The following is a 26,712-nucleotide window of genomic DNA, read 5'->3' as shown; positions in this document are numbered from 1 at the left end:
TATAAATTTTTAGTAACAAATTGGGTATTCAAAGTGCTAAATATCATCATTTTAAATGTAATACAATGAGTATTTAGCGAACGTTGCACCGCCTCGCTCTTTACATATCAAAAAACGCTTATTTTGATAATAGATCATCGTGCAATGTTTGATTGCTTTTTAAGCTTCAATGGACTTAAGTGGATAGATATAAAGGACGTAATTTAACGACCCTTCATTGATAGGCAATATAAAATGACGGATAAAAAAGCATTGTTTGATTGGCAAGGGGCGCTACAAGAAACTTACCAAGAATTTATAAATCAGGTATTTCAGCATTTACCTCAGGTTATTGCTGCAGTACTTTTGTTATTGGTGGGGTGGCTCGCGGCTCGTTTATTACGCGTATTAGCACGCAAGATGATATTAGCTTTACCTGCAATGCTGCCTTCCAGTATTGGCAAGCGTGATAGTTTACATACGCAAATACTCTCTTATGCTCGTTGGGGTGGGAATATTGTCTTTTGGGCGGTATTTCTATTTTTTGGGGCGGCCAGTGCAAACCTGTTGCAGTGGGATTTCTTTTCAGGGTTATCAAGTGCTTTGTTGTCGTATTTACCCAACCTATTAACCGGCCTGCTTATTATTCTGGCAGGCTTTGCCTGTAGTGGGTTAATACGCACGGCAACGATTAGTGCTGCTAACTCTGCGGGTGTAGAAAAGGCTGAGATTCTGGGTACGACTGCTCAGCTCACGGTGATACTGACATCGGTTGTTATTGGTGTTCAGCAGTTGGGAATCAATGTGGACTTTTTGACCACCACCTTGATCGTTATGGCCGGTGTTTTATCTGCCGGGTTCTCGTTAGCGTTTGGTTTGGGGGCGCGTGAATATGTCGCCAATATTATCGGTGTGCAGGCGGCACGTAAGCACTTTCAAATCGGTCAGCACCTTCATATCGCTGGCGTTGATGGTGAGTTATTGGAGATTACCCCAACGGCACTGGTGCTCGACACTGAAAAAGGTCGTGCTACTGTGCCGGGCAAGCTATTTAATGATCACGTTTGTGAAATGGTATCTGAATCTCAAACGGCGAGCGGCGGTTCGCTATTAAAAAGCTTATTTCAAAAGAAAGAGGCCGCACTTAAAGAAGATATAGCATCTAAAGATGAGCCCCCAGGTAGCATTAACGATGAGCATAAAGCAGGAGATTGATATGGCTTCTCATGAGTTAAGTGTCGCCAAAACGTTTATTCAAACCCATGTAAATGCGGCAGCACGAGAGCTTGAGGGACAAAGTGCGGAGGCCGCTCGACAATTGCTGGAGGCGCTACCAGCCAATCAGGCTCACCGTATTTTAATGCATATGCTGCCTCCTTATGCTGCGCGGCTTTGCTGCCAGCTACCGATAAAATTGGCTGCGAGCTTTTTAGCCGATGGTGATGCTAACCATATTGTGGCGATACTACGTTGTATGCCGAGCAGTAAACGCAAAACACTGCTTAAAGTGATGCCGGATAAAATAGCGGCGCTTTGCCTGTTGTTGCTAAGTTATTCAGAGGATACCGTCGGTGCCAGAATGACGGCGGATATCATCATGCTGCCCAAGGGCATTTCTGTGGGTGCCGCACTCAAACGATTGGCCAGCAATCAGGGTGTAAGCGACAGTGACGCCATTCCACTAGTAGATGATCAGATTCAATTGGTGGGGTTGGTTAGCGTTAGAGCATTACTAAGCGCACATGATGACTTAGCCATTGAGACGTTGATTGATTCGACTCGACCTGCTTTATCGAGTCGAGCTAGCTTGGTATCGGTTGCCGAGCATGAAGGGTGGCACCGCTATGACACATTGGTGGTGCTTAATAGGCATAAGCAATTGATAGGGTTATTGAGGCATGTTGATTTACGACGAGGACTAGAACAGTCGATGGCCGATGCTAGACCTATACCTACCGCTGATATTGTTTCAGATGTAAGTCAAGTGTATTTAAGCGCGCTGACAGGGGTGTTAAACCTGTTTGGTGGAAGTGCTAATGCTGCGAGAAAACAAAAATGAAGACTGAACCCTCGGCGCTATCAGATCAGGAAACCGCAGTGCAGAACGGTCTCAATATGAGCGCTGCAGGAGCGCTTACTCAGGCGTTTTTACGGAACTATCCAAGAGACGCCGCACGCGAACTTGAAACAATGGTCGTCGAAGAAGCTGCAGACATTCTAGTGTCGGCCCCTTTATTTGTACAGCAACGAATATATAGCCAAATAACACCGCCTTTTGGGGCGCAACTGTTGTTGCTTATGAATGATGAGACTGCATTAGGACTGCTTAGATCTATGGATGCAGGCCCTTGTGCTGCGCTGTTAAGTCGCTTTGATGTGGTTGATCGAGATCGTTATCTGGCACTGCTCGGAAGCGATGAAGCACATGAGCTACGAGAACTAATGGATTACCCTGCAAATACGGCAGGGTATATGATGGATACTCGTGTTTTGTGTGTTAACCAGAGTATTACTGTGGCTGATGTGATGGGCCAGTTGTCACAGTACCCGGCCGTTATGCGACGTTATATCTATACACTTGATAATAGTATGCGTCTGACCGGAAAAATAGAGCTAGAGCATTTAGTCTGCGCCGAACCTAGTCAACCTCTAGCAGACCTTAGCACACCCGTTTTACACTTTGTCGCAGCACTCGACCCCAAAGAAGATGTTGCCGATAAGCTACAGAAAAATGTGATTGATATATTGCCTGTCGTGGATATTCATCATCGACTACTGGGGGTTATTCGTGGTGCCAATGCTATTGAAACATTAAAAGAAAATATTGCAGCTGACTTGCAAACTATGGTGGGTGCGAGTCGTGATGAGCAGGCGTTATCGAGTAGTTTTTTTGCGGTTCGAAAACGTCAGCCATGGTTGCAGATCAACTTGCTCACCGGTTTTTTAGCTGCTTCCGTGGTGGGGTTGTTTGAGGGAACGATTGCGCAATTTACTGCATTGGCTATTTTAATGCCTGTTGCTGCGGGTCAATCGGGTAACACGGGCGCTCAGGCGTTGGCGGTTACAATGCGTGGGTTAACATTAAGAGAGATCACTACCCGCGATTGGTTAACTGTTACGCTAAAAGAGGCGAGGGCAGGGTTTATCAATGGCCTTGCTATTGCGCTAACTTGTGGTGCGGGGGTTTTTGTTTGGAGCCAAAGTGCAGGGTTGGCAATAGTGATTGCGTTAGCGATGGTGATCTCTATGACTATTGCCGGTATGGCGGGGGCGTTGGTGCCAATTTGTTTGAAAAAACTAGGGCAAGATCCGGCCCAGTCATCGTCAATTATTTTAACAACTGTGACTGATATAGCGGGTTTTATGTCCTTCTTGGGAATTGCCGCAGCGTTATCCAGTTACCTAGTTTAGTCCGGTAGATCTTATTTTAACTAAATTGTGTATGATGCAGATCTTTAGTGATAGACATTGAATGCTTACTGTTTAGGATGTTGTTGTGCAAACCGTTATTTTTGATTGGATGGCAGAATACAAATTAAATTTAGCCGTCACCGTGGTAATACTGGCAATATATTTTGTTTTCCGTTTTGTGGCAGGGCCCAGAATAAGAAAACAGGCGGCCCATGGACGGTTGAAAGATGAGGCTATTTCAAAAGCACTTTCAACACTTAATATCTTACTGGTGATTGGTGCTTTAGCAAGCAGCTTGATTGTGTGGGGGTTTGACTTCAAAGGTTTGCTGACCCTCTCTGCCAGTATATTAGCGGTTACGGGTGTTGCATTATTTGCTAGTTGGTCAATATTAAGTAATGTGACTGCATTCTTTTTGTTATTGGCTCATACCTCTTATCGGCGGGGTAATTTTATCCGAGTAATTGAAGCCGATAATTATATTGAAGGGTATATTTCAGAGATAAACCTGTTTAATACCAAGCTGATTAGTGAAGACCGAGAAGTGATTATCTATCCTAATAATTTGCTTCTATCCAGACCTACAATAGTAAACCCTCGTGACCGACTTCAAGGTGTAGGAAAGATCCCTTTGCCGGTACACAAAGAACCTTGAATAAAGCGAGAGGGGAATAAAAGCCCCTCTGTTGCTCACTAGTTTAGATAAATTGCATATTGCGCTTTATGTTTTAGATTGAGTCCCATTGATAATCAGTATTTCTACACGACGATTAGCCGCGCGACCTTCTGCCGTTTCATTGCTGATGACAGGTCTTTGTTTGCCGTACCCTTTAAACTCAATTCTTTCGATCGGAATATTACCGACTTGATTGAGGAACAGAGCGACCTTTTCGGCTCTCGCTTCTGAAAGACTCAAGTTGAACTGATCCCCTCCTACATTATCGGTGTGTCCCGAGACTAGAATTTTTGCATGGGGAAAGGTGCTTATAGCCTCGGTAATTTTATTCAGCAAGGCAAAGTTAGTAGACTCAATTTCACTTTTACCTGAAGGGAAATCAAAGCCATAAGCACGAATCAATACATCGTTGGTTTGACGGTATACTTCTGCTTCATTTTGCGTAAATAGTGACTGTACAAATGCAAACTTAGAGGCCGCGGCTTGATTTTCTCGTTGCGCTTGCATAGACAGCATTAATACTTCTTCTTTCTCTCTTGCCAGTTGCTGCTTGCCAGCGCTTGAGGCTTCTAATTCACCTAACAAGACCGCATTAGCATTAATGATGCCCTGGATATCAGCGTTTAAGCCCTTTATGACTTCTTTGTTAGGTAAGTTATAAGCAACCTCATTTGTGATAGGGGCGGCTAACCTCGAAATTTGTTCTTGATACCAAAGTACCTTGTCTTCTTCTGAGTAGTCTGAAGATTCAAAGTGGCGTAATGTTTCGCTAATCTGGCTCGCTCTTTGTGAATACCACAGAGACCTGTTGGCATGCACTGCGGCTTTATCTACATTATTACGGTCGGCATCGAACACGTTTAGTGCTAATTGGTATTCTTCTTCGGCTAACTTAAGTGTTTTAGGCGCGTGATCATCCACATCACTTTTTTTAGCGCTAGCAAGTGCCATTTTTGCATGCTCGACGGTGTCGCCTTTAAGTGCGATTAATTCGAGTTGCTGATAAGCCTTAAGTACTTCAGTTCTTCCGTCTTTGGCTTTACTCACCTTACCTGATTCAATGAGCGTTGTGAGCCCAAGAAAAGACTTTTCTGCCTCTTTAAATTTGCTAGCTTGGCTGGTACTGGCCCCAGCTGCAATGGTTTTGCTGCGAGCGTTAAGTACTTCTTCAAGGATGTAGCGTGACTGCACGGCATTAGCGTTGGCTTTAGCCAACGTTGAAAGCCCTGTCTGAGCAAAGCTATTCGCTTTTGGGTCATCGGCGGAAGCCCATTTTATTGCGTCTGAGTAAGACTGACTTGCTTGCTTGTATAAGGTAGGTGAAAAGATATTCACTTATTGATCTTGCGCGTCTGACAGTTGGTTTTGAAGTTCGCTTACCGCAGGGTATTGTCGCTGCATGTCGGCTTCAGAGAGGCTGATGTTAGATGCGCAAGCCGAAAGCAGCAAGCTAAGGCTTAAAAGTAGACAATAATTCCATAACGTAGTCATGTGTATTTCTCCATAATTAGGTTGTTATAACCTAGTACTGTAAGTTTAGGTAACGATCAGGCATTTAATAATTTTTCGTTAGACCAAATAACCATTAAAGGCTTTGCTGTAGCGCGAATTAGCTATACTCTTACAGCGTTAACAGGCTATTTTTAAGAGGTTGAACTTGGATAAAAACGCACTCATTTATGGTTATACGTTAAGCGGGCCCGATAAAGGTGTGCCTATTACTGTTGACGACGTGGCAAGAGGAGTATCAAAAGAGCAGTGCACTTGGCTTCACTTTGACTATACACATCCCGATGCCATATCGTGGATAGAACAACAAAGTGCGCTAGACCCAGTGGTCATTAATGCGCTTTTAAGCGAAGAAACACGGCCTCGCGCGACGGCCTTAAAAGGTGGCGTTTTGCTCTCATTGCGCGGTGTTAATTTGGCTGCAGGCTCTGACCCTGAAGATATGGTCGCTATACGTGTGTGGGTAGATGAGAAACGAGTCATTAGTACGCGTAAACGTTCGCTATTATCTGCGCAGGACATCGCCGCGTTAATCGATGCCAAGGAAGGGCCAGAAACCCCCGGTGAGTTTGTTGCAATGTTGGCCGATCGATTGATTGCCAGAATGCAGGAAACGATTCAGGACACCGAAGATAAAGTAGCTGAAATAGAAGAAAAAGTACTTACAGCTGAGTCTTATTCATTAAGGAGTGAAATAGCGGACCTGCGGCGGCAGGCTATTTCTTTGAGGCGTTATTTGGCACCCCAAAGAGAAGCCATGTTGCAGCTTTTGAGTGACAAAATGCTGTTATTTTCTGCCGACGATCATGTTAGGCTGCGTGAAACCACCGACCACCTAATCCGTTATATCGAAGACTTAGACTCAGTACGTGACCGTGCGGCAGTGACTCAGGAAGAATTGGTAAATCGGTTATCAGAGCAGCTGAATAATCGTATGTATGTATTGTCTATTGTTGCGGCTATCTTCTTGCCACTAGGCTTTTTTACTGGGCTTTTAGGTATTAATGTAGGCGGGATACCAGGCGCAGATAACTCAAACTCGTTTATGATATTTATATTGTTTTTAGTGGTTATAGTGAGTTTGCAAGTGTGGTTATTTAAAGTTAAACGCTGGTTTTAGAGAGGGGGATAGTAGTTGACTTTAGCAAGCTAAAACGGCTATTTTCGCGTGTATTAGGCGCCGCAAATACACGCGGAAACTTTAAAGGGGGAGCGTTTAAAAAACAAAGCCAAGCAGTAAGCCTCCGCGATCAATGTCTACGCGATCTTTATCGAGAACTTTAACGTACTCCAAGCCCACCATGATCCAATCGAAATAGTAGATGGCGCCTGCTCCATAGGAGAGCGAAAACTCAGTGTACTTATCTTTTGATTGAACACACGTTCTGCCGCAATAGAGTTGAGAGGTTTCTGATGAGACAAAGCTGGGCCCCACTAGGGCGTAAGTGTTGAGTCTGCCAAGGGTGTACTGAGGTTTAAAGTAAAAAGAAAAGTAGTGATCGAGTGAGTAGCTTTTACTACCGGAGGTGTCCGTTCCTCCAAAGCCTAGGCGTGCTTCTATCCCCATATTGGGGTGGAATGTTGCCCCGCCAATGAGGTCGAAGGTATACAACTGAAAATCGTTATTTAGATTGTTTTCTTCAATCTCCATCCAGCCTTGAGCGATCCCAAAATAGGTTCCCAGTGTTGAAAACTTTTGTTCAGACTCAGCTAATGCCAGGTTTGTGGAGATTGATATGAGGCCGATTATTGTCCAGAGTGCGCGTTTCATGATTGTCGTCCTTTAGTGTTATTGTTGTGGGTCCGAGTTTACTTTTTAAGCGATCGTGTTAGCCTCCTTCGAATTGACACACACTATAAACAGCGAGCCCTTTTTCTCTTAACTTGCGTGACCCACCTAAGTCAGGCAGGTCAATAATAGCGGCAGCTTCAATAATTTCTGCGCCTAGCCTTTCGATTAAAGATGAGGCAGCCAGTAACGTTCCGCCAGTGGCGATTAGGTCATCCACTAAAATAACGTTATCGCCGGGCTGAAAGGCGTCTTTGTGAATTTCGACTTCTGCTTTGCCATATTCTAGTTCATAGCTCTCTGATACGGTGTCGAAAGGAAGTTTGCCTTTTTTACGAATAGGCACGAAGCTGGCGTTTAGTTCATACGCGAGCACAGAGCCAATGATAAAGCCTCTTGCATCAACACCGGCTATCGCGTCTATATCCAAATGATGGTAGCGGTGGATAAAGGCATCAATGAGCTTTCTGAAGACAGTGCGGTCTTGCAACGCAGTGGTGATATCTCTAAACATCACCCCTTTCTCTGGCCAGTCTGGCACTGAGCGGATAGACCTCTTAACGACATCACTGAAGTATTGTTCACTTAAATGAAGGCTTTCGTTTAGTCTGCTATCTATTACTGAGTCCATCTTAGGCGCCTAGGAATATAAATTTTAGAACAAATAGCGCCGATATTAGCACTAGGCTAATGTTAAGTGCGCTCAACTTACCGCTCATTAATTTGATTGCAGTATAGGTGATAAAACCGATAGCGATACCGTTAGCAATCGAAAAGGTGAGAGGCATCATCAATGCGGTAACGGCTGCAGGTGCCGCTTCAGTAATATCATCCCAGTCGACATGAGATAGGCCGCGGGCCATTAAAACAGCGACATATAAAAGTGCGGGTGCTGTTGCATAAGCAGGGACGATTGATGCAATAGGCGATAAAAATAGACAGAGTAAAAATAGTATCGCAACCACCACTGCGGTTAAGCCTGTTCGACCACCTGCAGAGATGCCGGCCGTGCTTTCAATATAACTGGTGGTGGTGGATGTACCTAAGGCAGCACCGCTCATGGTTGCGACGCTATCTGCCATTAAGGCCTTGCCTAGTCGAGGTAGTTTGCCATCTTTGTCGAGTAATTTACCTTGTTGAGCCGCACCGATTAGGGTGCCTGATGTGTCAAACAGGTCTACAAATAGAAATGCAAAAACGATACTGACCAGCCCGACATTCAGAGCACCAGCAATATCCATCTGCATAAAGGTGGGCGCTAAGCTCGGCGGCATAGAAGCAAGCCCTTTATATTCGATCATACCTAATAGAAGCGCAATGACCGTGATGGTTATAATGCCAATCATCACAGCGCCCGTCACACGCCTATAGGCTAATGCGCAAATCATGAAGAACCCGCCTAATGTTAGCAAGCTAGGTAGGCTAGTAATATCGCCAAAGGAGACTAATGTTGCAGGGTGGTCGACCACAATACCTGCGTTTTTGAGTGCAATAAGTGCTAGGAAAAAACCAATACCGGCCGATATACCAAACCGTAATGACAATGGAATACTATTAATAATCCATTCTCTTATCTTAAAGATGCTTAAAAAGAAAAATATCAGGCCTGATAAAAAAACAGCACCCAGTGCGACTTGCCAGGTATGGCCCATTCCCTGCACAACGGCAAATGCGAAGAAGGCATTGAGCCCCATGCCAGGCGCCAACGCGATAGGGTAATTAGCCAAAAGCCCCATTATTAAAGAACCAATAGCGGCTGCGATACAGGTGGCAGCAAAAACAGCACCGTAATCCATGCCTGACGCGGATAGAATGTCTGGATTGACTACAATAATGTAAGCCATCGTGAGAAAGGTGGTAAGGCCTGCGATGACCTCGGTTTTGACATCCGTGCCATGTTCTTTCAATTGAAATAGTTTTTCTAGCATGACGTTAGGGCCTATTTGAACGAAAAAGAGCAAATTTTAATCATTTGAACGGACTCTTTAAAGCATTATCACTAAAGTAACTTAAATTAATTGTTAAAAACTGTTTTTAATTTAGTAAATTACTGACTAGACTAAGTATTTAGTCAGCAGTGACGTAACTGTTCTCAGAATCTCGTTTATCTACTAGCAACGAGGTTTTATAGAAAAATGATAGAAAAATTTGCTAATTAATGGAGTAATACGATGTTGAAAAAACTAATCGCCCTTGGTGCAGTAACTTCAATGGCTTTGGCAACAGGTTGTGCAAGTCTGTCTACTGACGATCAAGCGACACTTAATGATGCAGCACAAGAAGCCGCACAAGCGCAAAGCGCAGCTAACGCTGCAAAAACGGCAGCCGGTGCAGCAATGACTAAAGCGACAGGTGCTGATGCTAAAGCCGCTGATGCCTATAGCAAAGCAGAAGAAGCGTTAATGATGGCTCAAGAAGCGATGAAGAAAGCAGAAGCAACAGCAGAAAAAGCTGAGCGTATGTTGAAAAAAGCAAGCAGCAAGTAATTAAGGTTAGCTTGTTAAGAGAGATTAAAATCATCGCATTGAAATAATACTTGATTATTATCCTGTCTATGGATTCATGGTGTTGGGTTAATTAATCGTAGCGGCTGAAGACGAAGGGCTGACGGCAATGACGTCGGCCTTTTTATTTGGCTGATGGTTGCCAAGCTTTATACTGCCAATACGTTGAGGAATACCTAGTGGTTTTTTAATTGCATTTTCAATCGCGACAATATCCAACTTCATTTCACCGTGACGCTTCTCTAAACGAATCGCTTTTTGAATGATTTGTTGAACCATTTTTTTATTGGTTACATTATCTGCTTCATCAGGGTGAAGCTCTACATAAAGATGATCACCTTTCATACCTAGCTTTATCGGTTCTTTAACAAGTCTGACGGGGGTTTTTTTGGGAACTTTAAATACAAGGTCAGAAATGTCTTCATTGTAGAGACGAATACACCCGTGGCTAACTTTTGTACCAATGCCAAATGATTTATTGGTGCCATGTAAAAAGTAACCTGGTAGATCAAGCTGGATGGCGTAGGGGCCGAGAGGGTTGCTCGGTCCGGGAGGGAATATTCTCGCCATTTCTTTGCCGTGCTCTTTAAGGTACTCGGCTCTCACCGAAGCGGGTGGGTACCACGTAGGTTTTTCAATTTTCAGTTTTACCTGGGTTTTAACGATCGGCGTTGGGGTACTTTGAGCGCCAATGCCGACCGGGTAGGTAATCACTTTTCCGCCATCTTTGGGGAAGTAATATAAACGATATTCGTGAAGGTTGATGACAATCCCCTCACGAATGCTTGGCAGGATATATTCAGAAGGTACCGTAATTTGACTGCCTTCACCGGGTAACCAAGCATCTATATCGGGGTTTGCATTAACAATTTCATTATACCCAATATTGTTGGATTCACCGACGTCAGAAAGGGTGTCTTCGTATTTAGCGGTTATGACGCGCTGTTCTCCAATGATGTCGCTTTGTTCCGCCCATGGGAATTCTTTTGCCTGCGAAAATGTCGGAGATACTAAAAACGTTACGGCTGAAATGAAAGCAGCGGATGGACCAAATCTGGTAAGGGTGCGTGTCATAAGTTAGCTAACAGTGATTGCATTACATTTTAAGATTAATAAATAGTACGGTGACTTAACAATGGTTAAGTCACTCGCCATAACAGAACCATAGCGCTCTGACGGTTATATGTCTAATAACCGTATTTATTAATCTTAAATTGTGGGCTGGGTTAATCCTCTTTTAATAAGTACTCTTGCTCTGGGTCTACTATCAAGCGACCTTCCATCGCTTGGCGACCCAGAAGCATTAAGTAAGACATTGCAGAGCGGTCGGTTAATGTTAATTCAATCGCCCAGGTGGCATCGCCTAGTTGAATTTTGGTGTCAATAACATACCTTTTTTGGCGCGTTGCATTGGAGCTTTTGATGTGCCGCTGCGCTTTAACTTTCGCTTCTCGCTGAACAATGGTATCAACATTATGGATATCGGGGTGGATATCAAAGCGAACCCATAGTTCATTATCTTTTTCAAATTCTTCAATATTATCAACATGAATAGAGGAGGTTTGCGCGCCTGTATCGACGCGCATATCCACCGCGTCAATATTCAAGCCTGGCAGGCCACACTCCTCAAGTGAGCCGACAAGTAACTTATCATTTATTTTCTTCATCTATTTTATGAACCTTCTATATATTCAGCGATACCTATCGTCTCTTCAGGTACTAAGTTGTCATGCATGATTTCTAAGTTTTCGACAACATCATCTGGTTTTTGGAAGTAGGCGATGTGATACATGGCTTCGCCTTCTTGAGCCAACGGAATATTTTGCTTTCCAATAATAATGCCTTCTGCATTACTGATAACTTTATCGAGTATAACGCCAAAGGGGTCTTTAATTGTAGCCAGTAAATCGCCTTTAGCGACATGGTCACCGAGCTGCCGTTTGTGGCTAACAAATCCGCTATCTGTAGCTCTTACCCAGCCACTTTGCCTTGCTACAAAAGGCTCTACAGGCGTTTTTTTAGAACGTCTAGGCGGCAGCAATGATAAGTGACGCATGACATTAATAATACCCCTGAACCCGGCTCTAATCGACAACTCATCAAATCTAAGCGCTTCACCTGCTTCATAGAGGAGGATTCGCACGCCTAGAGAGTCGGCGCTTTCTCTTAGGGAGCCATCTCTTAAGTTTGAGTTAATTAACACCGGTAGACCAAAGGCTTTAGCCATCTCTAGTGTTTCTGCATCATCTAAGTTTGCACGTATCTGTGGCAAATTGCTTCTGTGAATCGCACCGGTATGAAGGTCAATACCATAGTCACACTTAGCCACGATTTCATTTAGAAATAGGTGCGCCATACGACCCGCCAAAGAACCTCGCTTAGACCCTGGAAACGAACGGTTAAGGTCTCGCCTGTCAGGTAAGTAGCGGCTTTGGTTGAGAACACCATAGCCATTCACAAAAGGCACTGCTATTAGTGTGCCCCGAATGGCGTTGATCTGCTTGCTGTTAATCAGCCTGCTGATGATCTCAATGCCGTTAAGCTCATCACCATGAATCGCTGCACTAACAAACAAGATAGGCCCAGCCTTTTTGCCGCGTTTTACAAACACAGGAATAGACATGCTGGTGTCGGTGTATAGCTTTACGGTTTCAAGCTCAATTCGCTTAGTTTCGCCAGGTTTAATCGATACGCCTGCAATTTCTAGAATATCTGCCATCTATATATCCTTTATCCCTTACCCTTGGTGCGGGTGCTGCTTTGCTTAGCTGTCTTTTCAATATAGGAGAAAATCATTGATGCAACATCTTTTCCTGTTGCTAATTCAATTCCTTCCAGTCCCGGTGATGAGTTTACTTCCATCACAACCGGGCCATTTTTTGATCTCAGAATATCAACACCTGACATGCCTAGCCCCATGGTTTTAGCTGCTGCAATTGCTGTTTTTCGCTCTGCTGGCGATAATCGAACGAGCTCTGCAGAACCCCCTCTGTGTAGGTTAGATCTAAATTCACCTTCTGCTGCCTGACGCTTCATCGCAGCGACGACTTTGTCCCCAATCACTAAGCAACGAATGTCTGCGCCGCCGGCTTCCTTAATATATTCCTGCACTAAAATGTTAGCCTTTAATCCCATAAAGGCTTCGATAATACTTTCTGCTGCCTTGGTTGTATCAGCCAATACCACGCCAATACCTTGGGTGCCTTCTAGCAGCTTGATAACCACAGGGGCGCCACCGACGTTTTTCAACAAATCGCTGATTTTGTCAGGGTGGTGAGCGAAGCCTGTACGGGGCAAACCAATCCCTTTGCGAGATAGTAATTGCAAAGAGCGAAGCTTATCGCGTGAACGACTAATAGCAACAGATTCATTGATGCTGAATGTCCCCATCATTTCAAACTGTCTGACAACCGCTGTACCGTAAAATGTCACCGACGCGCCAATGCGTGGAATAATGGCGTCGTACTTAGGTAAAGGCGCACCTTTGTAGCGAACAGATGGACGACTACTGGTGATATCCATATAACAGTGCATGGTGTCGATGATATCAACCGTATGGCCAAGGCTTTCACCTGCTTCTTTTAGGCGGCGAGTCGAGTACAATTTTGGGTTACGAGATAAAATAGCGATTTTCATGGTAATGGCCTTAAAGTTTGGGTGATTGGACTCGCTAGGTGTTAGTGACGAATATCATTGATATGGCGCGCATTCTGCTGCAGAAATATTGAGTCGTAAAACAAAAACTATTTGTGGTTACGACAAAGAAAAATTAATGGGCATCTTATAAGAAGAAGGCGAAAATACAGGCTAATAAATTTTAGAGTTTGATGATTAATGATATGCTACCTATGACTCATAAACAGGCTAACGAAAAGAAAGAAAGTGCTTTTGAATTATACGAAACGTATCGTAATCATGAGCTCACGGCGTCTTTTGAAGGAGGGCTTTGTGTAGGTAAAGTGTTTAGTAAGGGCACACAGGTTGCCTACTGCGAAGCGGAAGGGTGGGCGCAGGCTGAACAGCATCTTCGCCTAATTGTTGATACCGACATTGAAAAGAAATACCAGTATAGACAGGGCGAACCGGTTTCGTTTGAAGAGCTTAAACAGGCACTGGTGGAGATTAAAGCATACTTGGACCCCAGTGCTATCAATATGCTGAGGTGTCATTATCAAGCCCCTAATGGGGCTATCGAGCTAGCGCAATTAGCTCAGCGAGGGCAGTGCAGTTCGACTACGGAGGTTTATGTCATTTACGCATCTATTGCGCGTTGCTTATGCGATGAGCTAGCTTACATGCCTCCTGCTCAGCATAACGGTCGAGACCCTATAATGTCTATGTTGGTTGAAGAAACCAAATACGCCTTGGTCGAGCAGCAGGGTGTTGAGTTCATATTGGAATCAGAGATCACGCGCGCACTGAAAGAACTGCAATGGTAACGTCGACTTATACTGTGATGATATAAGTCTCAAGTAGCTGAATAAACATCATTTTATAATCTCCACATGGTAGAGACCTACCGTATTTAAATGGTAAGGTATCCCGCATGGATATCGAACTATTAAGAACCTTCTTAGAAGTCAAAAACACGCGCCATTTTGGTAAGGCTGCAGAGAATCTGTACCTTACCCAAGCCGCTGTGAGTGCGAGAATAAAACAACTTGAGAGCATTCTTGGTGCGCCACTATTTACGCGCCTTCGTAATAATCTTCAGTTGACCGTCACCGGCGAACGCTTAATTAATCATGCAGAAACGATACTGATTGCATGGGAGCGCGCGCGCCAAGATGTCTCATTAAAAAAGCGTCAAAAATATGTATTATCGCTCGGCGCAACGAGTGGACTTTGGGACTTGTTGATGCAAGATGTATTGCATGTGACCCATCGCTCTCTTCCTGAGTTAGCACTTAGAGCAGAGGCCCACGGCCCAGAAACGTTGATTAGACACTTAATGGAAAGAACCATTGATTTGGCGATGATCTATGAGCCCGCTAAGTTGAATGACCTTATCTCGGTGCCGATCTCGCCTGCAGAGTTGATACTGGTTTGTAATAAACCCGGCCAGACGTTAGAGATTGCCATGTCTCAGGGGTATGTGTCGGTCGATTGGGGGCTGTCATTTCACATGAGTTATGCTCAGCACTTTCCAGATGCATCGCCACCTGTTCTTCATACGACTTTAGCGCGTATCGCATTAGAGTTTATTTTTAAGTATGGCGGCAGCGCGTACCTGCCTTATCGCATGGTGGCAGAGTATATGGACGATGCGTTATTTCAGGTGGATGATGCACCGGTCATATCCCGCCAGATATACGCAACATACCATCGTGAAAACAGTCATACAAATGAAATAGAGTCGATATTGGATGTAATCCGGTCGCTTGAAGTGCCGGTAGAAGATAGTAGTTTGGATACCATAGAAATATAGAGCGACCACGATTGACTAAAAATTTTTATCGTAATGACAAAAATAAATAGTTTCCCTGTTTTCAAAGCCGAATACATAATCCTTTAAATATTCAATGAGGATTTTTAATGAAGTACTTTGCTTTGCTCCTTTTTATCATACCGTCGGCTTACGCCAATACGCCTGCAGACAATACAGACGAAAGTCACTTACAGGCTAAAGAATACTGTCTTTCTATGGTTCAAGATGGTACACCTGATGCTGAATCAACTGAGTTTGTCTCTCAGTGTATGTCAGAGCAGAGCGCCTACATTGATGAGGCTATAGAAGCATCTAAACCTGATTGTTATCAACAGGTCGATGAAATGATTCAAGAAAAAATGGACAGTGATCCAGATAGCAGCTATGACTATGAACTGCTACTCGATAACTGTCTTAGTGAAACAAATCTAGATTAACTTCCATTGGAGGATTAGAACATGTCAATTGAACTTTTTACTTCATCGTGTGAGTTTTATGATGCGGTTAACTTCCCGCATGGCTTTAGGCGTTCGGGTGAATTTACCTTGGCGGAATCAGATATTTTGAGTCAGTGCGGGTATACCATTAAACAATTAGTGAATAAAAATATAGAGCCTGAAAATGAAGCGCATCAGCGTATTTTACAGGTGGCTGAAGGTACCGTTGAGCCTGTCTCAAATGTGGAGAAGGCTTGGTCTAAATATTTATCAAAGACGATCAGAAAGGTACCGGTAAAACGGTTTAATTTATCTGATGTGATTGGTGATACCGATTATTCTTCAGATGACTTTGTCTACGACGATTAATATCAATATTGTTGTATGAATATTTAGCCACCGTAATGATACGAGTGGCTAAATACGCAACATCATATGAAGTTTTTTATTCTGTCACAAACAGGTCTGTCATCAGCGGTTCGTTATTGTCTGGGTTATATCTGTACTGCTCAAAATCTGTCACGCCGCGCGCCCTAAGCAATGCTTCATCTATCAAAAACTCGCCAGTTAATTCACAGTTTTCTGTGGTCAGTATTTCATAAGCTGCATCGGCCATTATGGCAGGTGTTCTGCCTTTATTTAAGGTTGCCTTACCGCCACCTTCAAACTCTACGGCCGCTGTAGAAATAACTGTTTGTGGCCATAATGAATTAACCGAAATGCCATGTCGTTTTACCTCTTGTGCTAGCCCCATGGTTAACATCGACATACCATATTTGGTAATCGTATAAGGCGCGTAGTGAGCAAACCATTTAGGGTCTAAGTTGATGGGAGGGGATAGGCTAATGATATGCCCATGGTCAGATTTTTTAAGCCATGGGAGCGCCGCTTGAAAAGTGGATAGTACCGCGCGAGAGTTTATCTGAGTCATCAGGTCAAAACGCTTGAGTGGTAAGCTAGCAGCGCCCATTAACTTAATAGCGCCTGCGTTGTTAATGACTGCGTCGATTCCACCAAAGGTCTCGGCGGTTTTCTTCATTGCGTCTTTTACTGCTTCATCATCTCGAACATCTAACTGAATTGCGAGTGCTTTACCGCCAGCGGCTTCCACTTCTTTTGCTACGGTATGAATGGTGCCAGGTAGTTTAGGGTGCGCGTCGACGGATTTTGCTAGTATCGCGATGTTGGCACCATCTTGTGCACATTTAAGCGCAATTTCACGACCGATACCTCGACTTGCGCCGGTAATTACAATGGTTTTTCCTTTCAAGTTTGCCATTACATGCTGTCCTTTATTTCAATAAAACGCTTAACATAATTGGTTTACGTGAACATTACTCTTCATCGGGGGTCACGGTGACTAATAATTGTCGAATCTTAACCTGGTCGCCGGCTTGTACGGCGATTGATTCGACGGTACCACTCACATCCGACTTCAATGGGTGCTCCATTTTCATAGCTTCTAGCATGACTAATGTTTGCCCTTTTTCGACGATATCGCCAATCTTAGCTAGTACGTCGATAATCGCGCCATCCATGCTTGCGGCTATTTTGCCAGACCCCGCTGAATCATCGCCGACGGCTACCTCATGCGTTAGGTCGGTATAATGGTGATAGCCGGTGCCGACTCTAAGGTAAACCTCGTCGCCTTCTAGTAAGTACTCACAGCGCTGCCTGATACCATTATAGATAAAGGTCACTTGTTGCTTGGTTTGCTTAATAACCTTTAGCTCAATGGTGGCCGTTGGCTGGTCAGCGCTTGAGTCTTCGTTGATGACAAAGTGTTGGTCGTCTTCACTGAGGGTGACTTCTAAGCGTGCATCACCACAGCGTAGCTCATAAGGCCAAGGGGTTGGGTTCGAATTTTGCCAGCCACTTAGCGCAGGGCTGTAACCTGCATCTATATGACGCTGATTATAAAGAATGACGCTTGCAAGTGCGGTGGCTAGTTTATCCGCGGGTGCAATAGACATAGTGCTATGTTGACCAAAGTCTTCTTCAATAAATGCGGTAGTTGCCTTGCCATCAATAAACGTATCATGCTGAATAACATGAGATAAAAACTCACTATTAACCGCAACACCTAACAATGTGCTTTCTTCAATTGCGCGGGCTAATCGACGTCTTGCTTCTTCTCGATTGCTGCCATAGGCGATGACTTTTGCTAGCATCGGGTCATAATGAGGGGTGATGGTCTGTCCAGTTTTAATGCCTGAATCTATGCGAATGCCGTCTCCTCTTGCCGGTGTCCAACGTTTGATCTGCCCCGTTTGAGGCATAAAATTCTGTCGAGGGTCTTCTGCATAAAGCCGAACCTCAATGGCGTGCCCAGTTATTGTAATATCTTCTTGAGTGAGTGGCAGTGTAGCCCCCGCCGCGACATTGAGTTGCCAAGCGACTAGGTCTGTGCCTGTCACTAATTCGGTCACAGGGTGTTCAACCTGTAATCGCGTGTTCATCTCTAGAAAGTAAAAGTTTTTGTCGGCGTCAACCAAAAACTCTACCGTCCCTGCACCGACATATTGGCAAGATCTAGCGGCCTGACAAGCGGCTTCTCCCATGCGTTGCCTTAACACTTCATCAACAAAGGGGGACGGCGCTTCTTCGACGACTTTTTGATGGCGGCGCTGAATCGAGCAGTCACGCTCACCTAAGTAAACGACGTTGCCATATTTATCAGCAAATACTTGAATTTCAATGTGGCGTGGTTTAATAACCGCTTTTTCTAAAATTAACTCGTCATTGCCAAACGCATTTTCAGCCTCTGAACGGGCTGTTTTTATTTGCGCTGCAAGCTCCGATTCCTCATGAACTAAGCGCATTCCTCGACCACCACCACCGGCAGAGGCTTTAATCATGACCGGAAAGCCTATTCGCTTAGCTTCGCTCATCAGGGTTGCTTCATCTTGATCTTCGCCTTCGTAACCCGGAATACATGGCACGTCGGCCTTTATCATCGCAATCTTGGAGAGCCGCTTGTTGCCCATTAATGATATCGCGTCAGTCGGTGGGCCTATAAACTCGATAGCCTCTTTGTGGCATATGCGAGCAAAGTCAGCATTTTCAGATAAAAAACCATAACCCGGATGAATTGCATCGGCCCCCGTTAGCTTGGCGGCGTCGATGATTTTATTCATCACAAGGTAAGATTCACTGACCGATGCAGCTCCAATGCAGACGGCTTCGTCTGCTGCTTTAACGTGCGGCGTGTTGGCATCGGCTTCGCTATACACGGCGACCGTTTTAAACCCTAGGCTTTTAGCGGTACGAATAACGCGTACTGCTATCTCACCACGGTTTGCCACGAGCACTTTAGAAAAATTGCATTTTAGAGACATGGTTATGTTCCTTGCTTTTTACGCATTCTAAGCCCAGTTGGGGCGACGCTTTTGTATAAACGCCATCGTGCCTTCTTGCCCTTCTTTACCTTGCACACAGTCAGAAAAAGACCTTGCTGCGTGGTCAAGAACGTTGTCTAGCTCATCGTTACCGACGGATAAAATAAGCGCTTTAGTGATGATGTTTGCTTCGGGAGCGCAGCGTTTAACTTGAGTCAGTACTGCTTCAAGTTCCTGTTCGATGTCTTCGTCGCTGCACACGGTGTGAACAATGCCCAATCTAGCGGCCTCGGTGCCATCAAAACGAGCCCCTAATAATGCTAGCCGCCTAGTTTGGGTTAACCCAATGCGGTTAACTACAAAGGGGGCAATTTGTGCGGGTGGAATACCTAGCCCGGTTTCAGGCAAGCCAAATTTTGCTGACTCTGCCGTAATGGCTACATCCGACACACAGACCAAACCAAAGCCGCCTCCAAGTACCGCCCCTTCTGTTACCGCGATCACCACTTGTGGCGCGCTATTAACCTGCGTAAGCATACGGCCAAACTCGCGGTTGAGGTTGTAATACGGGTCATTCTGTTCGTCTGCGTTGCTGGCGGCTGCGCGTGCTCCCGCCATGTCTTTAATATCACCGCCAGCACAGAAATGACCGTCTGCGCCTCGCAAGACTACGGCACGCACTGAGCGGTCATCTTTAATGCTTTCAAATACCGCCATTAGCTCATGCACCATTTGTAGGCTCATGGCATTGCGAGCTTTGGGGCGGTTGAGTGTGATGTGTAGCGCGTGGTCTTTTTGTTCTAAAAGTAATGTTTCGGTTGTGGGTAAATTCATAGTTTAACCATTTAATAATTTGCCAAGTATCATTCGATGTAGCCTTGATATAGCGAAGCGTAATCAGGGTTGGTTCTGCATTCCGCAGTGGCCATTTCCTTGATTCCAGTCGTGCCTCCTTGCATCACGGCTACGGGGGGGGTGCTTTGGGTTTACTTCTTTTTCTTACCCGGCAGAATCCCCATCATCTTACAAATAATGCCCAACATGATCTCGTCTGCACCACCACCAATCGACACTAAACGAATATCGCGCATGCAACGAGAAATAGGGTTGTCCCACATGTAGCCCATACCGCCCCAATACTGTAGGCACGCATCCGTTACTTCACGGCCGAGTCGGCCGGCTTTTAGTTTTGCCATCGAGGCTAATCGTGTTGCATCTTTACCGCTGAGATAAAGTTCAACTGAGTGGTAGGTTAAGGCGCGTAAGGCTTCTATTTCAGTTTGCAACTCAGCAAGACGGAAGTGAATCACTTGATTGTTGATTAGCGGTTGCCCGAAAGTTTCACGCTCTTTACAGTAGGCGATAGTCTTGTTCACGCAGCCTTCAAGCCCCATGAGCGTGTTAGCAGCACCAAACATGCGTTCTTCTTGGAACTGCATCATCTGCATCATGAAGCCCATACCTTCGTTACCGATACGGTTACGCTGAGGAACACGCACATCGTCGAAAAATACCTGTGCGGTTTCAGATGAACGCATCCCCATCTTTTCAAGCTTTGGCGCAACGGTGATACCAGGTGTGTTCATCGGTACTACGATGAGTGATTTGTTGATATGTGGTTTGTCGTCAGAGGTGTTAGCTAACAGGCAGATAAAGTCAGCACTTGGAGCGTTGGTAATCCACATTTTTGTGCCGTTGATGATGTAATCATCACCGTCTTTTTTAGCGGTTGTTTTAAGACCTGCGACGTCAGAACCCGCACCGGGCTCACTCACACCAATACAGCCGATCATGTCGCCTGCAATAGCAGGTGCAAGAAATTCTTTACGTAGTTCATCTGAACCAAAGCGTGCTAGGGCAGGTGTGCACATATCGGTTTGAACGCCAATCGCTAGCGGTACCCCACCACAATGGGCGGCGCCTAATGCTTCAGCTGCGACAATGTTATAGCTGTAATCAAGCCCCATGCCACCATACTCTTCTGGCTTGCTTATACCCAATAAACCGAGGTCACCCATTTTTTTGAATAGTGCTCGCATGGGGAAAGTGCCTGCTGCTTCCCATTCGTCGCAATACGGGTTTATTTCGTTTTCTACAAAGTTCTTTACGGTACGGCGAAGTTCGTTGTGTTCTTGTGTAAATAGCATGGTGATTACCTTATATTTTTAATATTTCTTGTTCTAGTCGTTTAGCAGCCCTTGTAGCCTTGATGCATCAACGCGAAATCAGGGGTGGGCTCTGCACTCCGCAGCTGCCACGTCCTTGATTTCAGTCGTGCCTCCTTACATCATGGCTACAATCTTGGAACGCCGAAACGGGTTGGGCACAGTGGCCTGACGGTTGCTTCGGTACAAATGTCGAGTACATAGGCTAAAATGCTGCGCGTGTCGCGCGGGTCTATTAACCCGTCATCCCACAGTCTTGCGGTGCCGTAGAGTGGGGTTGAGCCAGCGTCTAGTTTTTGGGCCGTTGCTTGTTCAATCATATCTAGCATTTTGGGGTCTGCTTCTTTGCCCATCTTGGCATGTTTTTCTTCGGTCACTATGCGCAAAACCTTACCTGCTTGAGCGCCACCCATGACGGCTGTACGGTTGTTAGGCCATGCAAATATAAACCGAGGGTCAAGCCCGCGACCACACATGGCGTAGTTACCCGCACCATAAGAGCCACCGATAACAACGGTGAGTTTGGGTACTGTGGCATTGGCTACCGCTTGCAGCATTTTTGAGCCGTGCTTTATGACCCCATTTTGCTCTGAGTCTGTGCCGACCATAAAGCCTGTGGTGTTGTGAAAAAACAGTATGGCAGTATTAGATTGCTCACAAAGCTGAATAAACTGCGCTGCTTTGGCGGCGCCTTTAGGGGTGATAGGGCCGTTATTGCCGATGATGCCGCAGGCGTGTCCTTCTATAGTGATATGACCGCAAACAGTTTGATTGTCGAATAACGGTTTAAAGTCTAGAAACTCAGAACCATCAGCAATGCGCGCAATAACTTCCCGTACATCGTAAGGGCGCTTGGCGTCACTCGGTACAACGCCTATTAACTCTTTTGGCGAGTACAGTGGCGCTTTCCATTGCTTGGATGTTTTAGGAGGAAGTTGCTCATTCCAAGGGATGCTTCGAACTATTTCTCGCGCTATGCGGATGCCATCTGAGTCATCTTCAGCCATGTACTCAGCGGTTCCCGCAATACTGGCGTGCATATCGGCGCCACCGAGTTCTTCGTCAGTCGCGACTTCACCGGTAGCCGCTTTAAGTAGCGGAGGGCCCGCCAGAAACATTTTTGATTGGTCTTTAATCACGACATTGTAGTCAGACAGGCCTGGTTGATAGGCCCCCCCGGCGGTCGCGTTGCCGTGTACGATGGTGATCTGCGGTATTCCTGCGGCTGAGAGTCTTGCCTGGTTGGCAAAACCACGCGCACCTTGAACAAATATATCGGTGGCATAGTTTAAGTTGGCCCCGCCACTTTCTGCTAGGGTGACAATGGGGAGTTTATTCTCTCTTGCGATTTCTTGAACGCGCAATGATTTATCGAGCCCCGCAGGAGATATCGTGCCACCTTTGATCGCACTGTTGCTCGCCATAATGAGGCAACGAACGCCCTCTACATAACCAATGCCTGAGATAACGCCGCCACCCGCCATAGAGCCGTCTTTGTCGTCGTGCATTTTATAGCCCGCTAAAGGGCAGATCTCAAGAAAGGGGGCACCGCGATCAAGTAATAGTCTTAGTCTCTCTCTGGGCAGTAGCTTACCGCGCTTATGAATCTTAGCTTTTGACTCATTGGCTTTATCTAGAACTTTTTGCTCGACTGCACGAAACTCATCAATGCAGGCTTGCATTGCTTCAGAATTCTCTTGAAACTCATTTGAATGAGTATCGATTTGTGATTGTAATACTGGCATGAGTAGATTCCGCTAGCTGTGGTTGTCAGTTTTTTGATTATCTTTTGCTTGCTCTGCGTCTTGAAATATCTTGGGGGTGGTGGCGCGATGAAACCCGTTGTAAGACTCAGAATTTTTGGCATTGGGGAGTGGCCACACCCGAGTGCCTTGAGAGGCTGCGCCATCAATTCGGATGCAGTCACCGCTAATGAAATTAGCCCCTTCACTGAGCAAAAAGCAAATAACTGAGCTGACCTCAGATTCGGTCCCGACTCGTTTAAGGGGGACCGCATCTTTTAGTGAAAGGATGTAAGGCTTCATATGAGGTGGATAACTATCCATACCACTAGACGCTACCCAGCCGGGCGCTATGGCATTAACCCTAACCCCAGAAACACCCCATTCAATGGCGGCTGTTTGAGTAAAGTTAACCATACCGGCTCTGGCCGCACCGGAGTGCCCCATTCCTGGCATACCCCCCCACATATCGGCGACGATGTTGACGATAGAGCCGCCATTTTTAGACATTGATTGGGTGTACACTTCACGGGCGACTAAAAAACCACCCGTTAAGTTGGTTCGAACGACGGTTTCCCAACCTTTTTGGTTAATGGAGGCCAATGGTGAGGGGAATTGCCCGCCTGCATTGTTAACCAAACCGCTAATATGACCATGTTTTGCGATCACCTCTTTTATCATTGCCTTAACATGGTCTTCTTCACGAATATCGCAGCTAAAATAGTCAACTTTGCCGCCATCTTCTGTGATCTCTGATGAAACCTGTTTAAGCTTTTTAACTTTACGACCAACAATAATGACATTCGCGCCTAATGCGGCCAACTCATGGGCTGAGCAGCGACCGATACCGCTGCCGCCACCGGTGACAATGATGTTTTTACCTTCGAAAAGGGATTCTTTGTAAATAGAGTTATAACCCATTATTGGTTAACCTCTTCGGCGATGGCTGGTGAAACAGGAATAGGGAACTCAAGCAACTGCTGAGCAAAGGCTTTGCCTTGTGGGTCAATTCTTAAGCTGGCAACACCGCCTCCACCGAGACTATGCTCCAGTAAAAAGTTGATTGCGTTTACGCCTGGTAATTCCCAACAGCTTACGTTGCCATGCTCGCTATCGAGTGTATGCTTCATAAACTGGGCGACATTGGCGGTGGAAAGCGCGTTTCTAATGTAGGGTAGGTACTCGGGTGTACGAGCGATAACGCCGATGTTTGAATGGTCGCCCTTATCGCCACTGCGTGCCCAAGCCAGCTTGATGAGCGGTACTGTTTCAGTGGTCGCCTCCATGTCGCCTTGAGTAATGGATTGGGGTAGCACGCAATCACCTGTAAAGCCGCCTATTGTTTCAATGGAAACGGGTGTGAGTTCGCCTTTAATATCAACCGCCACGTCAATACCTTCTTTGGGGACAAGACACGAAAACAATCTAATTTTAGGCCATACAGTTGGGCGCCCGCCGACAATGCCTGTGAGGCCAGGTGCCATACCTGTACCTGCTTGAGCGATTTCTCTCGAGAACAGAACGAGGGCTTTCTTTTCTGGGTGAGCAACGGCAATTTTTACAACCACTTCTCGGGTGCCTGTTTTAGTGGCTCGTTCCCCATAAGTTGTTTCGGTCCCCAGTAATTCTATATTGACGTCGGAGTAAGGCTGCATACCACGCGCGTCAAATAGGCGGCTGGTTTTTTTGATAATAGCGTTGGCCACTGCTTTTCCTTTAGCCGCAGCCTGTAGGCCGCCAATCAAAAACGAAACGCTGCATTTAAAACCGTCAGGGTAGGTCGCTGATACTTTATAGCTTTCAGAAGGAGGGTGGCCTGTCGCGCCCGTCACTTGTACTTGGTTTTCGCCTACTTGCTTAAGGTTTACGTGTGTAAAATCACACACCACATCGGGTAAAAAGTATGCCCGAGGGTCGCCAATCTCATAAACGAGCTGTTCACCCACTGTGGCGGTGTTGACGAGCCCGCCAGTACCTTCAGGTTTACTCACTATAAAGTTGCCATTGCTATCGACTTCAACAATAGGGAAACCCATGTCATCGTAGCCATCAGCCACAGATTCCCAGTCGGTAAAGTTGCCGCCGGTGCATTGGGCTCCACATTCGATAATGTGTCCTGCTAAACTGCCTTGGGCAAGTTTATGGTAATCATCCATAGGCCAGTTGAATTCATGAATCAGTGTGCCAAGTACGACGGCACTATCAACCACTCGACCAGTAATAATAATGTCGGCATCAGCTTCAAGCGCTGCTACCACACCCGGAGCCCCTAAATAGGCATTCATGCTGACGAACATCGGAGGAATCGACGCCCCTGTATTCATTTCGACTATCCCTTGTTCTTGATATTGTTTCTTTTTATTAAGGATGTTATCGCCATTTATAACTGCTATTTTTAGCTCGACACCGGCGTCATCCGCTGCTTGTTGCAGTGCATCTCGACAGGCTTGAGGGTTGACACCTCCAGCATTGCTAATCACCTTTATACCTTTAGCTTTAATATCTGCTAATAAAGGCGTCATGACGGTTTTAACAAAGTCCGTTGCATAGCCTGCCTTGGGGTCTTTCATTTTTTGGCCGGCCATGATTGACATTGTGATCTCAGCTAAATAGTCAAACACGAGGTAATCAATATTGCCTTTTTCAACTAATTGAGCTGCGGCTGTTTCTGTGTCCCCCCAGAATGCCGAGGCGCAGCCAATGCGAACTGTTTTTGCATTGCTATTGAATCGAGAGCTTATGTTTTCAGTTTTGTTTTGAGTGCTCATAGCGTGCTTGTCCTGTTTATCATTTGGCTCTGTTAATAAATTCCCGTTTAGTCTGGCGTTAACGATACAATAGAAAAATAAACCAAGCAAGCGCTTGGTTTGTAAAAATTATGCAATGTCGTTAATATAGCCAGACTGAATACGGTCGAAAAGCTAATAAGACTCTAGTTTGCCGTGCATTTTGGTGTTGAGTGAGAGTGACAAATTTGACGTTTTAACGTAAATTTAGCGCGTGACAATGTGTTTTATAAGGAAGCAATAGGTTGAAGTCAGAAAGAGAAGTATTGGTTGAGGAAGGGTTTGTGACAAACCCTGGCAGCGCACGTGGAAGGCTTTTAGTTAAGGCTGCTCATCTTTTCAAAGTAAAAGGGTATGAGCGAACCACTGTGAGAGATTTAGCCAATGAAGTCGGTATTCAATCTGGCAGTATTTTTCATCACTTTAAAACCAAAGAAGAAATTCTTAAGGCCGTTATGGAAGAGGCCATTCGATACAATACTGAACGCATGAAGCGCGCACTCGAAAAAGCCCCGACAGTTAAGGATAAACTGCTAGAACTGATCAAGTGCGAGCTTACCTCTATTACGGGGTTTACCGGTGAGGCCATGACGGTTTTAGTGTATGAGTGGCGCAGCCTTTCCACAGAAAGTCAGGCACATATTTTATCACTCCGAGATACCTACGAGCAGATGTGGCTAGATACCTTAAATCAAGCAAAAGAAGAAGGATTAGTTAAAGGCGATACATTTATAGCGCGTCGTTTTTTAACGGGTGCACTGAGTTGGACCACCACATGGTTTGATGAGCGTGGCGGAATGAGCCTTGATGAGCTAGCTGAGCAGGCGCTCTTGTTAGTGCTAAAGTCTTGATTTATTAATGACTAGCCGTCTCAATGCGTAACCGTTCGTTAAGAATCGTATAAGAGTGTATAAACCCCTCCAGAATTTTTCTTATTGTCTATACTGA

General features: G+C 45.4%; 27 protein-coding genes. 11 read left to right on the top strand and 16 right to left on the bottom strand.

Going from position 1 to position 26,712, the window contains the following annotated elements:
* The first annotated feature begins 234 nt into the window (after positions 1-234).
* From NKI27_RS15250 to NKI27_RS15235, 4 genes are all read left to right on the top strand, one after another.
* A complete protein-coding gene (locus tag NKI27_RS15250; RefSeq protein WP_265046894.1) occupies positions 235-1,194 on the top strand; it encodes a mechanosensitive ion channel family protein in 960 nt (319 codons plus the stop codon).
* Complete coding sequence (locus NKI27_RS15245; RefSeq protein ID WP_265046893.1) at positions 1,172-2,038, top strand: magnesium transporter MgtE N-terminal domain-containing protein; 867 nt, start codon at positions 1,172-1,174, stop codon at positions 2,036-2,038. The genes NKI27_RS15250 and NKI27_RS15245 overlap by 23 nt, the downstream gene beginning before the upstream one ends.
* Positions 2,035-3,390 (top strand): magnesium transporter, encoded by a 1,356-nt coding sequence (locus NKI27_RS15240; RefSeq protein WP_265046892.1) that lies wholly within the window; start codon positions 2,035-2,037, stop codon positions 3,388-3,390. The genes NKI27_RS15245 and NKI27_RS15240 overlap by 4 nt, the downstream gene beginning before the upstream one ends.
* An 85-nt stretch (positions 3,391-3,475) precedes the next feature.
* Positions 3,476-4,045 carry a mechanosensitive ion channel family protein gene (locus tag NKI27_RS15235; RefSeq protein ID WP_265046891.1) on the top strand — a complete coding sequence of 190 codons (570 nt, stop codon included), beginning with the start codon at positions 3,476-3,478 and terminating at the stop codon, positions 4,043-4,045.
* Between the two features lie 66 nt (positions 4,046-4,111).
* On the opposite strand, the gene NKI27_RS15230 is transcribed toward NKI27_RS15235, so the two are convergent.
* Together NKI27_RS15230 and NKI27_RS15225 are read right to left on the bottom strand one after the other, a co-directional pair.
* Complete coding sequence (locus NKI27_RS15230) at positions 4,112-5,401, bottom strand: OmpA family protein (RefSeq protein ID WP_265046890.1); 1,290 nt, start codon at positions 5,399-5,401, stop codon at positions 4,112-4,114.
* Entirely contained in the window at positions 5,402-5,557 is a 156-nt protein-coding gene (locus NKI27_RS15225) for a hypothetical protein (RefSeq protein ID WP_265046889.1), read from the bottom strand.
* A 166-nt stretch (positions 5,558-5,723) separates the two neighbouring features.
* On the opposite strand from NKI27_RS15225, the gene NKI27_RS15220 reads away from it, so the two are divergent.
* Positions 5,724-6,695 carry a zinc transporter ZntB gene (locus NKI27_RS15220; RefSeq protein WP_265046888.1) on the top strand — a complete coding sequence of 324 codons (972 nt, stop codon included), beginning with the start codon at positions 5,724-5,726 and terminating at the stop codon, positions 6,693-6,695.
* Positions 6,696-6,791: 96 nt separating this feature from the next.
* On the opposite strand, the gene NKI27_RS15215 is transcribed toward NKI27_RS15220, so the two are convergent.
* The 3 genes from NKI27_RS15215 to NKI27_RS15205 are packed head-to-tail and all read right to left on the bottom strand — an operon-like array spanning position 6,792 to position 9,292.
* Positions 6,792-7,346, bottom strand: a complete 555-nt coding sequence (locus NKI27_RS15215; protein WP_265046887.1) for a porin family protein — start codon at positions 7,344-7,346, stop codon at positions 6,792-6,794.
* Positions 7,347-7,404: 58 nt separating this feature from the next.
* Positions 7,405-7,995 carry an adenine phosphoribosyltransferase gene (locus NKI27_RS15210; protein WP_265046886.1) on the bottom strand — a complete coding sequence of 197 codons (591 nt, stop codon included), beginning with the start codon at positions 7,993-7,995 and terminating at the stop codon, positions 7,405-7,407.
* Position 7,996: 1 nt separating this feature from the next.
* On the bottom strand, positions 7,997-9,292 hold the full coding sequence (locus NKI27_RS15205) for an NCS2 family permease (RefSeq protein WP_265046885.1): 1,296 nt from the start codon (positions 9,290-9,292) through the stop codon (positions 7,997-7,999).
* Positions 9,293-9,535: 243 nt separating this feature from the next.
* Between NKI27_RS15205 and NKI27_RS15200 the strand changes: the two genes are divergently transcribed.
* Positions 9,536-9,850, top strand: coding sequence for an alanine-zipper protein (locus NKI27_RS15200; RefSeq protein ID WP_265046884.1), 315 nt, complete (start codon positions 9,536-9,538; stop codon positions 9,848-9,850).
* Between the two features lie 87 nt (positions 9,851-9,937).
* Here NKI27_RS15200 and NKI27_RS15195 read toward each other — a convergent pair whose 3' ends face one another.
* From NKI27_RS15195 to rimK, 4 genes are all read right to left on the bottom strand, one after another.
* The gene (locus tag NKI27_RS15195; RefSeq protein WP_265046883.1) at positions 9,938-10,942 is read right to left on the bottom strand and encodes a L,D-transpeptidase family protein; all 1,005 of its coding nucleotides are present in this window, start codon (positions 10,940-10,942) and stop codon (positions 9,938-9,940) included.
* A 152-nt stretch (positions 10,943-11,094) separates the two neighbouring features.
* Positions 11,095-11,535 carry an ATP-dependent zinc protease family protein gene (locus NKI27_RS15190; protein ID WP_265046882.1) on the bottom strand — a complete coding sequence of 147 codons (441 nt, stop codon included), beginning with the start codon at positions 11,533-11,535 and terminating at the stop codon, positions 11,095-11,097.
* Between the two features lie 5 nt (positions 11,536-11,540).
* On the bottom strand, positions 11,541-12,587 hold the full coding sequence (locus NKI27_RS15185) for a succinylglutamate desuccinylase/aspartoacylase family protein (RefSeq protein WP_265046881.1): 1,047 nt from the start codon (positions 12,585-12,587) through the stop codon (positions 11,541-11,543).
* A gap of 11 nt (positions 12,588-12,598) precedes the next feature.
* Positions 12,599-13,504, bottom strand: a complete 906-nt coding sequence (gene rimK, locus NKI27_RS15180) for a 30S ribosomal protein S6--L-glutamate ligase (protein WP_265046880.1) — start codon at positions 13,502-13,504, stop codon at positions 12,599-12,601.
* Positions 13,505-13,716: 212 nt separating this feature from the next.
* On the opposite strand from rimK, the gene NKI27_RS15175 reads away from it, so the two are divergent.
* The 4 genes from NKI27_RS15175 (at position 13,717) to maoP (ending at position 16,102) form a co-directional block, all read left to right on the top strand.
* Positions 13,717-14,307, top strand: coding sequence for a hypothetical protein (locus NKI27_RS15175; protein ID WP_265046879.1), 591 nt, complete (start codon positions 13,717-13,719; stop codon positions 14,305-14,307).
* A 107-nt stretch (positions 14,308-14,414) separates the two neighbouring features.
* The gene (locus NKI27_RS15170) at positions 14,415-15,296 is read left to right on the top strand and encodes a LysR family transcriptional regulator (protein WP_265046878.1); all 882 of its coding nucleotides are present in this window, start codon (positions 14,415-14,417) and stop codon (positions 15,294-15,296) included.
* 107 nt (positions 15,297-15,403) lie between these two features.
* Positions 15,404-15,733, top strand: coding sequence for a hypothetical protein (locus NKI27_RS15165; RefSeq protein WP_265046877.1), 330 nt, complete (start codon positions 15,404-15,406; stop codon positions 15,731-15,733).
* 21 nt (positions 15,734-15,754) lie between these two features.
* Positions 15,755-16,102: a DUF413 domain-containing protein gene (gene maoP / locus NKI27_RS15160; RefSeq protein ID WP_265046876.1), complete on the top strand. Its 348-nt coding sequence runs from the start codon at positions 15,755-15,757 to the stop codon at positions 16,100-16,102.
* Positions 16,103-16,178: 76 nt separating this feature from the next.
* On the opposite strand, the gene NKI27_RS15155 is transcribed toward maoP, so the two are convergent.
* The 7 genes from NKI27_RS15155 to NKI27_RS15125 form a co-directional block, all read right to left on the bottom strand.
* Positions 16,179-17,012: an SDR family oxidoreductase gene (locus tag NKI27_RS15155; protein ID WP_265046875.1), complete on the bottom strand. Its 834-nt coding sequence runs from the start codon at positions 17,010-17,012 to the stop codon at positions 16,179-16,181.
* A gap of 55 nt (positions 17,013-17,067) precedes the next feature.
* Positions 17,068-19,071, bottom strand: coding sequence for an acetyl/propionyl/methylcrotonyl-CoA carboxylase subunit alpha (locus NKI27_RS15150; RefSeq protein WP_265046874.1), 2,004 nt, complete (start codon positions 19,069-19,071; stop codon positions 17,068-17,070).
* Positions 19,072-19,098: 27 nt separating this feature from the next.
* Positions 19,099-19,905, bottom strand: a complete 807-nt coding sequence (locus NKI27_RS15145) for an enoyl-CoA hydratase/isomerase family protein (RefSeq protein WP_265046873.1) — start codon at positions 19,903-19,905, stop codon at positions 19,099-19,101.
* Between the two features lie 152 nt (positions 19,906-20,057).
* Positions 20,058-21,218 (bottom strand): acyl-CoA dehydrogenase family protein, encoded by a 1,161-nt coding sequence (locus tag NKI27_RS15140; RefSeq protein ID WP_265046872.1) that lies wholly within the window; start codon positions 21,216-21,218, stop codon positions 20,058-20,060.
* Positions 21,219-21,364: 146 nt separating this feature from the next.
* Positions 21,365-22,981 (bottom strand): acyl-CoA carboxylase subunit beta, encoded by a 1,617-nt coding sequence (locus NKI27_RS15135; RefSeq protein WP_265046871.1) that lies wholly within the window; start codon positions 22,979-22,981, stop codon positions 21,365-21,367.
* A 12-nt stretch (positions 22,982-22,993) separates the two neighbouring features.
* Complete coding sequence (locus tag NKI27_RS15130) at positions 22,994-23,899, bottom strand: SDR family oxidoreductase (protein ID WP_265046870.1); 906 nt, start codon at positions 23,897-23,899, stop codon at positions 22,994-22,996.
* Positions 23,899-25,746, bottom strand: coding sequence for an acyclic terpene utilization AtuA family protein (locus tag NKI27_RS15125; RefSeq protein WP_265046869.1), 1,848 nt, complete (start codon positions 25,744-25,746; stop codon positions 23,899-23,901). Before NKI27_RS15125 ends, NKI27_RS15130 begins: the two co-directional genes overlap by 1 nt.
* A 263-nt stretch (positions 25,747-26,009) precedes the next feature.
* On the opposite strand from NKI27_RS15125, the gene NKI27_RS15120 reads away from it, so the two are divergent.
* The gene (locus NKI27_RS15120) at positions 26,010-26,615 is read left to right on the top strand and encodes a TetR/AcrR family transcriptional regulator (RefSeq protein WP_265046868.1); all 606 of its coding nucleotides are present in this window, start codon (positions 26,010-26,012) and stop codon (positions 26,613-26,615) included.
* The last annotated feature ends 97 nt before the right edge of the window (positions 26,616-26,712 follow it).

The organism is Alkalimarinus alittae (assembly GCF_026016465.1).
Taxonomy (GTDB): Bacteria; Pseudomonadota; Gammaproteobacteria; order Pseudomonadales; family Oleiphilaceae; genus Alkalimarinus; species Alkalimarinus alittae.
Note: the sequence above shows the minus strand (reverse complement) of the source record. Positions and strands in the feature narration are given on the sequence as shown.

Excerpts from the sequence above, each read along its gene's own strand:
- NKI27_RS15250 (WP_265046894.1), top strand. The coding sequence starts at position 235 with ATGACGGATAAAAAAGCATTGTTTGATTGGCAAGGGGCGCTACAAGAA.
- NKI27_RS15245 (WP_265046893.1), top strand. The coding sequence starts at position 1,172 with ATGAGCATAAAGCAGGAGATTGATATGGCTTCTCATGAGTTAAGTGTC.
- NKI27_RS15240 (WP_265046892.1), top strand. The coding sequence starts at position 2,035 with ATGAAGACTGAACCCTCGGCGCTATCAGATCAGGAAACCGCAGTGCAG.
- NKI27_RS15225 (WP_265046889.1), bottom strand. The coding sequence starts at position 5,557 with ATGACTACGTTATGGAATTATTGTCTACTTTTAAGCCTTAGCTTGCTG.
- NKI27_RS15215 (WP_265046887.1), bottom strand. The coding sequence starts at position 7,346 with ATGAAACGCGCACTCTGGACAATAATCGGCCTCATATCAATCTCCACA.
- NKI27_RS15210 (WP_265046886.1), bottom strand. The coding sequence starts at position 7,995 with ATGGACTCAGTAATAGATAGCAGACTAAACGAAAGCCTTCATTTAAGT.
- NKI27_RS15205 (WP_265046885.1), bottom strand. The coding sequence starts at position 9,292 with ATGCTAGAAAAACTATTTCAATTGAAAGAACATGGCACGGATGTCAAA.
- NKI27_RS15200 (WP_265046884.1), top strand. The coding sequence starts at position 9,536 with ATGTTGAAAAAACTAATCGCCCTTGGTGCAGTAACTTCAATGGCTTTG.
- NKI27_RS15195 (WP_265046883.1), bottom strand. The coding sequence starts at position 10,942 with ATGACACGCACCCTTACCAGATTTGGTCCATCCGCTGCTTTCATTTCA.
- NKI27_RS15190 (WP_265046882.1), bottom strand. The coding sequence starts at position 11,535 with ATGAAGAAAATAAATGATAAGTTACTTGTCGGCTCACTTGAGGAGTGT.
- NKI27_RS15185 (WP_265046881.1), bottom strand. The coding sequence starts at position 12,587 with ATGGCAGATATTCTAGAAATTGCAGGCGTATCGATTAAACCTGGCGAA.
- rimK (WP_265046880.1), bottom strand. The coding sequence starts at position 13,504 with ATGAAAATCGCTATTTTATCTCGTAACCCAAAATTGTACTCGACTCGC.
- NKI27_RS15175 (WP_265046879.1), top strand. The coding sequence starts at position 13,717 with ATGACTCATAAACAGGCTAACGAAAAGAAAGAAAGTGCTTTTGAATTA.
- NKI27_RS15170 (WP_265046878.1), top strand. The coding sequence starts at position 14,415 with ATGGATATCGAACTATTAAGAACCTTCTTAGAAGTCAAAAACACGCGC.
- NKI27_RS15165 (WP_265046877.1), top strand. The coding sequence starts at position 15,404 with ATGAAGTACTTTGCTTTGCTCCTTTTTATCATACCGTCGGCTTACGCC.
- maoP (WP_265046876.1), top strand. The coding sequence starts at position 15,755 with ATGTCAATTGAACTTTTTACTTCATCGTGTGAGTTTTATGATGCGGTT.
- NKI27_RS15155 (WP_265046875.1), bottom strand. The coding sequence starts at position 17,012 with ATGGCAAACTTGAAAGGAAAAACCATTGTAATTACCGGCGCAAGTCGA.
- NKI27_RS15150 (WP_265046874.1), bottom strand. The coding sequence starts at position 19,071 with ATGTCTCTAAAATGCAATTTTTCTAAAGTGCTCGTGGCAAACCGTGGT.
- NKI27_RS15145 (WP_265046873.1), bottom strand. The coding sequence starts at position 19,905 with ATGAATTTACCCACAACCGAAACATTACTTTTAGAACAAAAAGACCAC.
- NKI27_RS15140 (WP_265046872.1), bottom strand. The coding sequence starts at position 21,218 with ATGCTATTTACACAAGAACACAACGAACTTCGCCGTACCGTAAAGAAC.
- NKI27_RS15135 (WP_265046871.1), bottom strand. The coding sequence starts at position 22,981 with ATGCCAGTATTACAATCACAAATCGATACTCATTCAAATGAGTTTCAA.
- NKI27_RS15130 (WP_265046870.1), bottom strand. The coding sequence starts at position 23,899 with ATGGGTTATAACTCTATTTACAAAGAATCCCTTTTCGAAGGTAAAAAC.
- NKI27_RS15125 (WP_265046869.1), bottom strand. The coding sequence starts at position 25,746 with ATGAGCACTCAAAACAAAACTGAAAACATAAGCTCTCGATTCAATAGC.